The 12,902-nt window shown below is 71.7% G+C and carries 13 protein-coding genes; 10 read left to right on the top strand and 3 right to left on the bottom strand.

From position 1 onward, the window contains the following. Positions 1–99 precede the first annotated feature (99 nt). Positions 100–603, top strand: coding sequence for a hypothetical protein (locus K8556_RS08645; RefSeq protein ID WP_223739545.1), 504 nt, complete (start codon positions 100–102; stop codon positions 601–603). Here the strand turns inward: K8556_RS08645 and K8556_RS08640 are convergent, their stop codons facing one another. Continuing rightward, positions 604–1,359, bottom strand: a complete 756-nt coding sequence (locus tag K8556_RS08640; protein ID WP_223739745.1) for an aldo/keto reductase — start codon at positions 1,357–1,359, stop codon at positions 604–606. Between K8556_RS08640 and K8556_RS08635 the strand changes: the two genes are divergently transcribed. From K8556_RS08635 to K8556_RS08605, 7 genes are all read left to right on the top strand, one after another. Further along, positions 1,358–2,770 (top strand): hypothetical protein, encoded by a 1,413-nt coding sequence (locus K8556_RS08635; RefSeq protein WP_223739544.1) that lies wholly within the window; start codon positions 1,358–1,360, stop codon positions 2,768–2,770. The two genes, K8556_RS08640 and K8556_RS08635, sit on opposite strands and share 2 nt — an antisense overlap. A gap of 33 nt (positions 2,771–2,803) precedes the next feature. Next, on the top strand, positions 2,804–3,646 hold the full coding sequence (locus tag K8556_RS08630) for a GIN domain-containing protein (RefSeq protein ID WP_223739543.1): 843 nt from the start codon (positions 2,804–2,806) through the stop codon (positions 3,644–3,646). Positions 3,647–3,698: 52 nt separating this feature from the next. Continuing rightward, positions 3,699–4,706: a zinc-dependent alcohol dehydrogenase family protein gene (locus K8556_RS08625; RefSeq protein WP_223739542.1), complete on the top strand. Its 1,008-nt coding sequence runs from the start codon at positions 3,699–3,701 to the stop codon at positions 4,704–4,706. Between the two features lie 95 nt (positions 4,707–4,801). Next, complete coding sequence (locus K8556_RS08620) at positions 4,802–5,431, top strand: DUF1360 domain-containing protein (protein ID WP_223739541.1); 630 nt, start codon at positions 4,802–4,804, stop codon at positions 5,429–5,431. Positions 5,432–5,518: 87 nt separating this feature from the next. Beyond that, positions 5,519–6,904 (top strand): DUF2079 domain-containing protein, encoded by a 1,386-nt coding sequence (locus K8556_RS08615; protein WP_223739540.1) that lies wholly within the window; start codon positions 5,519–5,521, stop codon positions 6,902–6,904. A gap of 47 nt (positions 6,905–6,951) precedes the next feature. After that, a complete protein-coding gene (locus K8556_RS08610) occupies positions 6,952–8,361 on the top strand; it encodes a S41 family peptidase (RefSeq protein WP_223739539.1) in 1,410 nt (469 codons plus the stop codon). A 158-nt stretch (positions 8,362–8,519) separates the two neighbouring features. Then, entirely contained in the window at positions 8,520–8,855 is a 336-nt protein-coding gene (locus tag K8556_RS08605; protein ID WP_223739538.1) for an HPF/RaiA family ribosome-associated protein, read from the top strand. Here the strand turns inward: K8556_RS08605 and K8556_RS08600 are convergent, their stop codons facing one another. Further along, entirely contained in the window at positions 8,856–9,995 is a 1,140-nt protein-coding gene (locus tag K8556_RS08600; RefSeq protein ID WP_223739537.1) for an OprO/OprP family phosphate-selective porin, read from the bottom strand. Beyond that, positions 9,992–10,888, bottom strand: a complete 897-nt coding sequence (locus tag K8556_RS08595; protein WP_223739536.1) for a hypothetical protein — start codon at positions 10,886–10,888, stop codon at positions 9,992–9,994. The genes K8556_RS08600 and K8556_RS08595 overlap by 4 nt, the downstream gene beginning before the upstream one ends. A gap of 136 nt (positions 10,889–11,024) precedes the next feature. Between K8556_RS08595 and K8556_RS08590 the strand changes: the two genes are divergently transcribed. Together K8556_RS08590 and K8556_RS08585 are read left to right on the top strand one after the other, a co-directional pair. Next, a complete protein-coding gene (locus K8556_RS08590; RefSeq protein WP_223739535.1) occupies positions 11,025–11,624 on the top strand; it encodes a RedB protein in 600 nt (199 codons plus the stop codon). Between the two features lie 157 nt (positions 11,625–11,781). Continuing rightward, positions 11,782–12,867, top strand: a complete 1,086-nt coding sequence (locus tag K8556_RS08585) for an aldo/keto reductase (RefSeq protein WP_223739534.1) — start codon at positions 11,782–11,784, stop codon at positions 12,865–12,867. The last annotated feature ends 35 nt before the right edge of the window (positions 12,868–12,902 follow it).

The following is a 12,902-nucleotide window of genomic DNA, read 5'->3' as shown; positions in this document are numbered from 1 at the left end:
TCGGCACCCGGGCAGCCGGGCGTGTGATAGGGGGCGTTGCGGGCCCACTCGCTTGTTTCGTCCTTCGGAACGAGGCGTGACGGCCGGGAGCGACAAGGGATGCTGAAGACCGCGTGGAACGAGTGGAGCCTGAAGGCGCTGCAACTGGAGACGGCCCTGCTGGCGCTGGAGGAGATCGAGCTGCCGGACGCGATGCACGCGCTCCAGGACGCCGCCCAGCAGAAGCTGCTGGAGCTGGCGCGGGCGTGGCAGAAGACGCAGCCCGCGAAGGAGCCGCGCCAGTGGACGCGCGAGGAGAAGGCGGGCGGGGTGCCTCGCGACGAGGAGCTGGCGGACCTGGTGAAGGGCTTCCGCGAGGACGGCAAGACGTGGACGCTCTACCGCCTCACCAGCGACAAGAAGGAAGTGGTGGAGACGGTGGTGTCCGAGGGGCGCGCGTGCATGGCCGCGGGCGGCGAGTACTACCTGGGCCAGTGGGACGCGGAGGAGGGCGTGCTGGAGGTGGGGCGCGACGACGAGGCCGGCGAGCCCGGCACCGGGCTGGTGCTGGAGCCGGGCGGGGAGCTGCGCTACGCGCCTTCCCCCGAGCTGGCGGACCTGTAGTCAGGATTCGAAGAGCTTCACCATCCGCGCGCGCAGCTTGTCGTCCGGCAGCCGTCCGAAGCCCGCCTTCACGTTGTCCTCCAGGTGGGCGGGGTCGGACGTGGCGGGGATGGGGCAGTTCACGGCCGGGTGGCCCAGGATGAACTTGAGGAAGAACTGGGCCCAACTGGAGCAGTCGAACTCCGAGGCCCAGTCCGGCAGGGGCTTCCCCTTCATCTTGCGGAAGAGGTGGCCCTTGTCGAAGGGCTCCATGACGAGCACGGCCACGCCGTGCTCCCTCGCCGCGGGCAGCAGGCGCGCCTCCGCGTCGCGCATCGCGAGCGAGTAGGGCAACTGCACGAAGTCCAGCTTGCTGTTCTGGATGTGCTTCTCCAGGTCGTCGAAGGCGCCGCGCAGGTAGTGGGTGACGCCCACGTAGCGGATCTTCTTCGCGGCCTTGAGCTCCCGCAGCACGGGCAGGTGCACGTCCACGTCCAGCAGGTTGTGCACCTGCATCAGGTCCATGCGGCCGTGGCCCATCTTCTGGAGGGACGCCTGGATCTGCGCCGCGCCCTCGGCCTTGCCGCGCGTCCAGACCTTGGTGGCGAGGAACGGGGTCTTCTCCTGGCCGGACTGCTTCGGCGGGACATGGGGGGAGCGTAGCGGCCGGAGGCGCCGGGCACCGGGCTTCGTGAGGCGCGAAGACGGGCAGGTGACAGTTCTGGAGGGCCGCGGTGTTCCCTTCGCCGAATCCCTTTCGAGGAAGGTCCAGGCGATGAAGCGGAAGGTCGCGGTGTGTGTCGGGGTGATGGTCGCGGTGGCGGCGGGAGCGGCCGGGGCCGAGGAGCGGACGGAGGGGACCGCCGCTCCGGAGTCACACGCTGCTCCAGCGCAGGAGGCACCGGCGCCCACGGCCGTCGCGGTGCCGGTCTCCGCGCTGTCGCCCGCGCCCCTCGTGGAGGCGGCGACGGGCGGTGAGCCCGCCACCGTGGCCCGGCAGCGCTCGGACGCGGAGGAGCTTCACGTCCCGGTGGTGCTGATGGCCCTGCCGCACGTGAGCACGGCGGGCACGGCCACGGAGCGGCTGGTGACCACGTTCGCGCTGGGGGCGCTCGCGACGCATGCGAAGCGGGTGGACGGCGCGGCCATGTCGCTGGGCGCGAACTGGGTGGGCGAGGACCTGTCCGGCGTGCAGCTCACGCTCGGGGCCAACGTGGTGCGAGGCGCCGCGTCCGGCGCGCAGTTCTCCGTGGGCGGCAACATCGTCACGGGCGACCTGGACGGCCTCCAGGCCGCGGTGGGCCTCAACGTGGTGAAGGGCGCGGCGGTGGCCGGCCAGTTCTCCGTGGGCGGCAACGTGGCCGCCGGCGCGCTGTCCGGCGGCCAGTTCTCCGTGGGCGCCAACATCGCGGGCTCGGGCGGCGTGGGGGGCCAGTTCACGGTGGGCGCGAACATCGCGTCCGAGCCGTTCAAGGGCATGCAGGCCGCGGCGGGCGCGAACATCGCCCAGACGCTGTCGGGCCTCCAGGCCTCCTCGGGCTTCAACTACGCGGGCCGGATGGAGGGCGCGCAATTGTCGCTCCTCAACGTGGGCGGGGACGTGTCCGGCGCGCAGGTGGGGTTGATCAACGTGGCGGGCAAGGTGGACGGCCTCCAGTTGGGGTTGATCAACGTGGCGCGCGAGTCCCAGGGCGAGGCATTGGGCCTGCTCAGCTTCATCGGCAACGGCCAGGCGAACCTGCAGTTGTGGGCCAGCGACATCGCGTACACCAACGTCGCGGTGAAGTTCGGCGGCAGGCACTTCCACACGCTGCTCACGCTGGGCTTCAACCCGGGCACGGACACGCACCGGCGCCGTTACGTGGGAGGCATGGGCTTTGGCGCGCACATCCCCGCGGGGCCATTGTTCTTCGACCTGGATGTCATTGGCAGCGGCGTCCACACGGACAACCTCTTTCGCGATGGCGACGGCTTGAACGTGCTGGGACAGTTGCGGCTGGTGGCGGGCTGGCAGGTGGCGAAGCGGTTCGCGCTCATCGGCGGCGTCACCGGCAACACGCTCGTGACCTGGGACAACGGGGACCGTTGGGAGGAGCTGGGCATCGGGCCGGAGTGGCGCAGCGTCTCCGACGGGGGGCGCACCACCGTGCGCGTGTGGCCGGGCGTCCTGCTGGGCGTGCAGATCTGACGCGGCATCTGATTCGAAGGACGGGAGGGGAACATGTGGAAGCGCTTGGGATGGGCCGCGCTCGCGGCGGGGCTGATGTCCGGCTGCTACTTCACCGACGAACTCCAGGGCGACGGCAACACCGTCACGGAGTCGCGCATGGCGACCGGCTTCTCCACCGTGGAGAACCGGGGCTCGATGGAGGTGGTGATTCGCGAGGGCGAGGCGCCGGACGTGAAGGTCACGCTGGATGAGAACCTCCAGCACCGCGTGCGCACCTTCGTGTCGCCCGGCAACACGCTGGTCATCGAGACGGACGGCTCGTTCGCGCCCCGGGGCCCGGCGCGCGTGGAGGTCCTCGTCCCGCGCATGGTGGGGGCGACGCAGGACGGCTCCGGCTCCCTGCGCGTGGAGGGCTTCGAGCACGTGAAGGAGGACGTGAAGCTGCTGGCGAAGGGCTCCGGTTCGCTGCGCTTCTGCGGCGGGGTGCGCACCCTGGAGGCGAAGCTCAGCGGCTCCGGGAGCATGGAGCTGTGCGCGGCGGGCGAGGGCCTGGCCGAGTGGGTGGACCTGTCGCAGTCCGGCTCCGGCGACCTGAAGTTCGAGGGGGCCGCGAAGCACGTGCGCGCCCGGGTGGACGGCTCCGGCTTCATGACCCTCCAGGGCGTCACCAACCGGCTCGACGCCTGGCTGGACGGCAGCGGCGGCATTGGCGCCCCGGGCCTCCGGGCGGTGGACGTGAACATCTCGTCGCGAGGCTCCGGCCCGGTGGCCGCGTACGTGGACGGGGGCGGGGCGAGCATCGTGCTCGACTCCTCGGGGAACGTGGACCTGTATGGCCATGCGCTGTCGACCCAGCTCCGGGTCAACGGCAGCGGTCGCGTCGTCTGGCACTGACTAGCTTGTCCTCGACACCCGTGGAGGGCACGGGTGGGGAGGCAGGCGGGCCATGGCAGGGACGATGCGGGCGATGGTGCTCCACGCACCCGGACAGCGCCTGCGGCAGGAGGAGCGGCCCATTCCGGAGCCCGGGCCGGAGCAGGTGCTGTTGAAGGTGCACGCCTGCGCGGTGTGCCGCACGGACCTGCACGTGGTGGACGGAGAGCTGACGCGCCCGAAGCTGCCGCTGGTGCCGGGCCACGAAATCGTGGCCACGGTGGTGGAGGCGGGCGCGCGGGTGGAGGGCTTCGCCCCCGGGCTGCGCGTGGGCGTGCCGTGGCTGGGGTGGAGCTGCGGGCAGTGCCGCTTCTGCCGCTCCGGGCGGGAGAACCTCTGCGACACGGCGCGCTTCACCGGCTACGACATTGACGGGGGCTTCGCGGAGTACACCGTCGCGGATGCGCGCTTCTGCTTCCCGTTGCCGCCGTCGTACCGGGACGTGGAGGCCGCGCCGCTGATGTGCGCGGGGCTCATCGGCTTTCGCTGCCTGCGCATGGCGGGAGAGGGCCCCCGGCTGGGGCTGTATGGCTTTGGCGCCGCCGCGCACATCCTCATCCAGGTGGCGCGGCACCAGGGGCGCCGCGTGCATGCCTTCACGCGCGAGGGCGACGCGAAGGGCCAGGCGTTCGCGAGGGAGCTGGGCGCGGTGTGGGCGGGGGGCTCGGAGACGCCGCCGCCGGAGCCCCTGGACGCGGCCATCCTCTTCGCTCCCGTGGGGGCGCTGGTGCCCGCGGCGCTGAGGGCCGTGGACAAGGGCGGCGTGGTGGTGTGCGGCGGCATCCACATGAGCGACATCCCGTCGTTCCCCTACTCCATCCTGTGGGAGGAGCGCGGGGTGCGCTCGGTGGCGAACCTCACGCGTCAGGACGCCATGGACTTCCTGGCGTTGGCGCCGCGAGTGCCGGTGCGCACGGAGGTCCAGGCGTTCCCCCTGTCCGCCGCGAACGAGGCGCTCCATGCCCTGCGTGAAGGCCGCGTGCGAGGGGCCGCGGTCCTGGACATGACGCTGGCGGAGTAGGGCCGCGCTGGAGCGAGTGCCCGCGCGCCTGGCTGCCCGGATGCTTGGGGGCAGGGGGAGTGCACAGCTTTGGCGGCACGGAGGCTGTGCACCCCATGAAAGCGATTCAGGAGACGGGACCATTCGAAGGGTATGACCTGGAGAAGACGCACCCGCTGGGCTCGTACGCCATCTTGCTGGGGACCTTCAGCACGACCGTGCTGGGCTTCCTGGGCTGGATGGGGGCGTCGGGGCGGAGCCTCCCCGAGCGGTTCAGCGGCCCCGACCTCGCGCTGCTTGGCGTCGCCACGCATGTCGTGACCCGGGTGGTGGCGGCGGACAAGGTCACGGCGGTGGTGCGCGCCCCGTTCACGCGGTTCAAGGGCAACGCCAGCGCGGGCGAGGTGAGTGAGCAGGCCCGTGGCACGGGGTTCCGTCGCGTGATGGGCGAGCTGCTGGACTGCCCCTTCTGCCTGAGCCCGTGGGTGGCCGCGTCCTTCCTCATGTCCGCCACGCTGCGTCCCCGTCAGACGCGGTTCGTGGCCTCCATCTTCGCGCTGAGCGGTGCGTCCTTCTACCTCCACCGGGCCTATGAATGGCTGGGCGAGAGCCTGCACCGCACCCGTTCGCAGGCGCAGATGCTGGCGAAGCGGCAGCAGCGCGAGGCCGACGCCGACGTGCAGCTCCCCGGGCGGGGGCCGCAGGTGGTGGAGCCGGGCCGCGCGCCCATCCCGTCCCCGAGCTGACCTCCGGAAGGTGGACCGCGAGAGTGTTTGGCGTTTGGATGCCGCCCGTCCGTGATGACTGGCGCCGTCCGACAGCGATTGTGGGAAATGCTCCTGCTGCCGGGGCTGGTGTTGGCGTGGCTGGTTTTGATGGTGGCGCCGGTGTGGCTCCAGGCCGCCCGCTTCTGCTTCGCGAGCTATGACCTGGGCATCTACACCCAGGCCCTGGCGCGTCTGTCATTCCAGGAGCCGAATCCCTGGCTCAGCGTCCGGCAGGTCCACCTGTTCGCGGACCACTTCGACCCGGTGCTGTGGCTGGCCCGGCCGCTCGTCACGGTGCTGCCCGCGAAGTGGGTGGGGCTCGTGGCGGAAGGGGCCTTCGTCCTGCTGTCGCTCGCGCCGCTCGCGTGGCTCCAGGCGCGGGGGCTGCTGGACCGGGCCTCCACCGCGCTGCTGGGCGCGCTGCTGCTGTTCAACCCCGGGACGACGGCCGCGCTCACCTTTCCCATCCATCCCACCACGTGGGCCATGCTGCCGTGGACGTGGCTCGCGGTGGCGTATGGACTCGAGCGCACGGGGTGGATGCTGGGCGCGCTGGTGGTGCTGTTCGCGTGCAAGGAGGAGTTCCCCTTCGTGGGCCTGGTGCTCGCCGGAGGCCTGTGGCTGCGCGGTGAGCGGCGGGCCGCGCTGGCGGTGTTCGCGCTGTCGGCGGCGTGGCTCGCGTTCGTGTTCGTGGGGCGCTCGGGGTGGCTGGGGCAGACGGTGGACTACCGCTCGCGGCTGCTGCCGGAGCAGGGGCAGGGGTGGGGCGCGTACCTGCGGGAGCGGCTGGCCGGAAAGCAGGTGTCGCGCATCGGCACGCTGCTGGTGGGCTTCGTCCCCTTGAGCCTCTGGGCGTGGCGCCGCAAGTGGAGGCCGGATCCGCTGTGGCTGGCGCTGCTCCTGCCCATGCTGGCCATCCGCTTCACGGGCATGGCGTGGCGGTTCCAGTACGGCGCGCCCCTGATGGCCGCCGCGGTGATGGTGTTCCTTCCGCTCTTGCGCCAGCACCGCCCACCGGCCTGGGTGCTGCTGACGACCGGGCTGCTGCTCTACACGACCAACGACAACACCGCGCGCGCCGCGTGGCGCACCGCCTTCACCCCGGAGGTCTTCCCCGCGCACTGTCCCGCCACGGGCCCGCGCCTCGCGAGCGTCCGGCGCGCGCTGGACGTCCTCGCCGCGAATCCGGGCGGACGGGTGCTGCTGGAGGGCCACCTCGTCGCGGAGGTGGGGGCGCGGGACGACGTCTTCGCGGTGGGCGGGCCGCAGCCCGATGACCTCGTCTACGACCTGGTGCTGGTGGAGCAGCCGCCCGCTGGCAGCATCTGGCCGCTGCCTCCCGGACGCATGGAGGAGCTCATCGGCGCGTGGCGCTCGGGGCCGGACACCCAGGTGCTCCTCGACGACGGGCACGTCTTCCTGGCGCGAGGCCGCTTCACCGCGAGTCGCTGAGGCGCATTCGCAGGCAATGACCGCGCGGACCGCGCCGTAATAGGGGCATGTCTCTTCCCCTGCTCGTGGGCGCCCTGTTGACCGCGGCGGCCCCCTCTCCGTACCTGGACTCGCGGACCACCGGCGCCGCGTACTGCTACGACCCGGAGAGCCCCGTGCTGCGCGAGGCCTTCCGCCGCCCGAAGCCCACGCCCGACACGCGCATGGACAGCGCCGCGCTGGCGGAGGACGTGCGCTTCCTGCACCAGCTCCTGCGCACCACGTACTCCGGCTGGCCGGAGCTGCTCGCGCACCGCACGTTCGACCCGGATGCCTTCTTCCAGGACTGGAGCGCGAAGGTGGCCGCGTCCGGGCCCACCGTGTCCTTCCAGGATGGCGTGCTCACGCCCACCCTCGCCATCCGCGAGGCGCTGACGGACAACCACTTCGGCCCATCCGGCCTCTTGAGCACGCTGCGCGAGGAGCCACGGCTCGCCTTCCGCGAGTACCAGGCCGACGCGCCTCCGGGACTTCAGCTCGCGTCCTGTGACGCGAGCACCGTGGCGGGCGCGCAGACGGACACGCTGCGGGTGGCGCCGGTGCTGAAGCAGGATGGCTCCCGCGCGCAGCGGCTCACCGTGTCCGCGCGAGGCGGAGGCGACGCGCGGACGCTCCGGTGCGGTGACACGTCGCTGCCGCTCACGGTGCGCCCCTCGCGTCCGGGCCGGGAGTTCGCGCCGAAGGACACCTATACATACGAGCCGAAGGGCGACGTGGGCATCATCACGATCCGCCGCTTCTCCGGACCGCCCGAGGCCGAAGCCGGGCTGCGCCAGTTCGTCGCGGACGCGCCGAAGCACCGCAAGCACAAGCTGCTGGTGTTCGACCTCCGGGGCAACAGCGGCGGCAACGACGGCTATGTGTATGAATGGCTGGACACCCTGGTGCGCGGGCCGTGGTTCGCCTCCGGAGAGGTGTGGATGCACGGCGCCTTCTATCCGTGCTTCGAATGGAACTCGCGCGTGCAGCGTCAGGCCATGGATGGACGGCTGGACACGCCGGAGGCGAAGGCGGAGCGTGACGCCATCCGGGCGAAGTGGCCCGTGACGCCGGAGCCCTCGCGCCCCGTGTTCGACAGCGGCCGCGTGGAGGGCCACGCGAAGACGCCCTTCACGGGGCGCATCGTGGTGCTGGTGGACCGGAACTCCGCGTCCTCGGGAGAGAGCGGAGCCTACGCCCTGCACCGCGCCACGGGGGCGCCAATGGTGGGGGAGAGGACGGCGGGCTTGCTCACCTACGGCAACGCGCCGAGCTTCGTGCTGCCGCGCACGGGTTTCGCGTGGGTGGTGCCCACCAAGCGCAATTTTTTCGCCGACCCCGTGGAGGGCGTGGGACACGCCGTGCAGGTGTACCTGGACGCGGAGGACCTGGGCCGGCCCGTCGCGGAGCTGCTGCCTCGCCTGCGCAAGCTGCCGTGAGTCAACGTGCCCCACGCACCGGGGCGCGTGTCCCGTCATGCCCCGTTGGATGGGGGCCGTTATAGGTATTTCCGTGGGCCCGGGACGTTGGCAGGGCTCATGCAAATGCCTTGAATCCACACCGGCTCCAGAGCACGGAGCCCAACCCGAGGCGGACGATGAAGCGCGCACTGCGAATCACCTACCGGGGCATGGAGACGAGCGACACCCTCAACGAGCACATCCGCGACCAGGCGGACAAGCTGGAGCAGTTCTACGACGGCATCACCGGCTGCAACGTGGTGGTGGAGGAGCCGCACCGCCACCACGCCCAGGGGCACCGCTTCCACGTGCGCGTGGAGCTGCACGTGCCGGGCAGGGACATCGTCGCGGACCGGGAGCCGGCGGAGCTCGCGGCCCACGCGGACGCCTACCAGGCCGTCACCGACGCCTTCGAGGCCGCGCGGCGCCAACTGCAACACCACGCGGACCGCCAGCACGCGCACCACCGCTAGTCATTGCAGGCTGACCGTGGTGCGCAGGAGCGCCAGGTACGACCAGTCGCGCGTGGGCATCTCCACGGGCGGCGTGTCGTAGTGGTTCACGTAGCCCGCGACGCCGAAGCCCAGGAAGCGCGTGACCCACCAGCGCAACGCCAGCGCGCCGCCCGTGGTGCCTCCGGGCTCCACGTCCGGCGCGCCCCGGCCCAGCCACAGCCGCTCCACGCGCGCGGCCAGCTCCAGTGAGCCGGAGGGGATGCCCTCCGAGCCCACGCCCGCGAGCGCTTCCGGCCACCGCGCCCCCTGGCGCGGCATGCCCCGGATGACCCAGGACGCCTCCACGCCCAGGCCCTGGCTGCTCATCGTGGGCAGGGCTTCGCGAGGCGTGGCCGGGTTGCCGTCCGTGTCGCGCGAGCGGTGCTCCCACGCGGCGGCGGCCTGCACGTCCACGCGCACCGGCCCCGCGTCCAGCCGCCCGTGCGCCTCCGTCACGGTGCGGTAGCCGGACACCGGAGGCGGCCGGTAGAAGAGGAAGTTCTGCGCCCCGCGCCCGCCGATGCCGGGCCGGTCGAAGGCGTCCTCCACGTGCGCGCCCGCGCCCACGCGGACGCCACTGTGTTTCACATCCAGGCGCACGTCCACGGAGGGCTGGGCGTTGTCGTTGCCCAGCGGGCTGCCGGAGCCGTTGCCCAGCCGCAGCCAGCCTTCCAGGGGCAGCGACGCGGGCGTCCACTGCACCTCCGCGCCCAGGTCGCGGCGGGCCCAGAACGCAGCCGTCACCAGCGGCAGCTCCGGGATGGGCAGCGTCTCGATGCTCTGGTCGCGCCCCGCGGGGAACAGCGGCGTCTTCGCGTAGCCCACGGAGAAGCGCAGCCCGTCGATGACGAGGAAGTCCACGTACGCGTCCAGCAGCGCGGGCTTCTCCTGCGCCCACTCCGCCGTGCCCACGGCGACCAGCCAGGGCACGGGCTGGCCCCGCCCCCCCAGACGCAGGCGCGCGAGGTTGAAGCCGTTGTGCCCTTCGATGTCGTCCGCGTGGACGCGGTAGTCCACCTCGCCCACGAAGGTGGGGGTGAAGCGCGGGCCACTCTCCTCCTGCGCCAAGGCGCATCCCGCCGCGAGCAGGGCCAGCGTGAACAGGGAAGCGGACTTCATTCGAGCGGGATGATGCGCAGGGTGTGGTTCGTGCCGTCTTCCGGAGTGCCGTCATGGTCGGCGATGAAGAGGCGCTTGTTCTTCGCATCCCAGGCCAGGCCGTGCGGCTCCTGGAAGCCGCCGGCCACCACGCTCACCTCGCCCGTCTGGCGGATGCTCAGCACGGTGCCGTCGCGGCTGCCGGTGAGCAGCGTGTCGTGGGGCCCCACGGCCAGCAGGTCCGGGCTGTTCAGCGTGGCGAAGGCCACCAGTTGCGACGGCGCGGACAGCGGCGTGCGGTACACCTTGCCCGCGAGCTGGTCGCTGATGAAGAGCGTGTCCTTCACCGCGAGCACGCCCACGGGCTTCTGGAGCGCGCCCACCACCTCCGTCTCGGTGCCGTCCAGCGTGAGGCGCGCCACGCTGCCCACGTTCACGTTGTTGTTGCGCACGAAGTAGCCGTCGTAGAGCTGCCCGTCCTCGGTGACGGTGATGCCGATGCGGCGGCGCACCGCGGGCAGGTTGGGGACGATGGCGGACGTGCCATCCGGCCGGACGTAGACGACGTCGCCCGCGGTGCCGCCTCCGAAGCGCACCACCACCAGCGTGCCGTCCGGCAGCCGCACCAGGTCACCCAGGCCCGGGCCGTTCGCGGGTGCCGCGGGCAGGTCCGCCACCTTCGTGATGCCCTCGCCGTCGCGGTAGCTCAGCACGCGGTTGTTCTGGTCGTCGGCCATGTAGAGGGTCGCGCTCTCCGCGTCCCACCAGAGGCCGTTGGGGTCGCCGTCCAACGCGATGGTCTTGGGGCCCCGCTCGATGACGGGGTTCTCCGAGGGGCCGGGCACTTCGGGGGACGACGAGCAACCCACGGCGGCCAGCGTCATGCCCAGCAGGGCAGGGAAGAGGATTCGCATGGAACCCCCTCCTAGCGCAGGGGGAGGCCGGGAAATACAGGCACCGGACATTGACCCGGCCCTGGCGGGCGCGACGCCGCCGGGGCGTGTGCCGGTAGCGTCACGGTGGACGGACATCTCCCAGGAGTCGTTCGGAATGAACGGGTCTTCTACCCGGGGCTGGCTGATGCTCGCGGGGGCGCTGTGGTTGGGCGGAATCGTCACGGGCATCGTGGCGCTGGCCCGGTACGCGATGACGCCGGGCGCCGCGCCCGCGACGGCGGCGACGTGGCCGGAGGGAACGCGGCTGGTGCGCCAGGCCGGACGTCCGGTGCTGGTGATGCTGGCGCACCCGAAGTGCGTCTGCACGCGGGCGAGCCTGGCGGAGCTGGCGCAGGTGATGGCGCACGCGGGCGGGCGCGCGGAGGCGTTCGTCCTGTTCCTGCGTCCGGAGGGACTGGAGGACGGCTGGGAGCAGGGTGACCTGTGGCGCACGGCCGCGAGCATCCCGGGCGTCACGGTGCTACGCGACCCGGACGGAGTGGAGGCGAAGCGCTTCGGTGCGACGACCTCCGGGCACGTGGTGCTCTACGGCGCGGACGGGCGCCTGCGCTTCAGCGGAGGCATCACGGTGGCGCGCGGGCACGTGGGCGACAGCCCGGGACGCGAGGCGCTGGAGCGCGTGCTGCGCGAGGACGGCGAGGGCGGCGGCACCCCGGTGTATGGCTGCGCGCTGGAGACGCCGGAGGGGCGCTGAGGCGCGCGGATGTCCTGCGCTGGTCGAATGGGCGCGGGAGCGTGTCTGGCTTTGGACGTCCCGGGGGGGAGGGCGGTTGGCGCGGTGGAGGCGTCTGGGATTGGCTCCGCGCGCTTCTGGCGGCCGTGCCACGTTCATCCGCGGGGGAATCCAGTCCATGTCGCTCGACCACTATGTCACCCTGGGCCGCTCCGGCCTGCGCGTCAGCCCCTTCTGCCTGGGGGCCATGACGTTCGGCGAGGACCTGGGCTGGGGCAGCAGCGTGGAGACGTCCAACGCCATCCTGGACCGCTTCATCGAGCGGGGCGGGAACTTCATCGACACGGCGAACGCGTACACGTTCGGGCACTCGGAGAAGATCATCGGGGACCACATCGGGAGGCACCCGGCGAAGCGCGACCGGGTGGTCATCGCGACGAAGTTCTTCTCCAACCTGTTCGAGAAGGACCCGAATGGCGGTGGCGCGGGCCGCAAGTCGGTGATGGCGGCGTGCGATGAGTCGCTGCGCCGGCTTCAGACGGACTACATCGACCTGTACTGGATGCACGCCTGGGACGCGAACACGCCCATCGAGGAGACGATGCGGGCGCTGGACGACCTGGTGCGCTCGGGCAAGGTCCGCTACGTGGGCTTCTCCGACACGCCCGCGTGGAAGGTGTCGCAGGCGCAGGTGACGGCCTTCTTCCGGGGCTGGGCGCCGCTGGTGGCGTTGCAGATCGAGTACTCGCTGCTGGAGCGCACGGTGGAGGGCGAGCTCATCCCGATGGCGCGAGAGCTGGGGCTGGGCGTGACGCCGTGGTCGCCGCTGCGCAGCGGGGTGCTGAGCGGCAAGTACACGCGGGAGAACGCGGGCAGGCAGAAGGCGGACCGGGGCGCGTGGGCGGAGGCGTCGCTCAACGAGAAGACCTACAAGCTCATCGACGTGCTCCAGCGCGTGGCGAAGGAGCAGGCCACCACGGTGGCGCGGGTGGCGCTGGCCTGGGTGCAGGGCCGGCCGGGCGTGGCGTCCACCATCCTGGGGGCGCGCACGCTGGAGCAGTTGGACAACAACCTGGGCGCGCTGGACGTGAAGCTCACGCCCGCGCAGGTGAAGGCGCTGGACGACGAATCCCAGCCCACGCTCAACTTCCCGGCGGCCTTCCTCCAGGGCGCGCCGTCCTTCATGCACGCGGGCCTGCGCGTGAACGGAGTCCAGGCCCCGCCCAGCAACCTGACGCCCAAGGCAGGCACCCCCCGGTACTGAGGTGGAACGCCGTGTCGGGGCGTTCTGTATGATAC

This window comes from Corallococcus sp. AS-1-12 (genome assembly GCF_020036995.1).
Lineage (GTDB): Bacteria > Myxococcota > Myxococcia > Myxococcales > Myxococcaceae > Corallococcus.
Note: the sequence above shows the minus strand (reverse complement) of the source record. Positions and strands in the feature narration are given on the sequence as shown.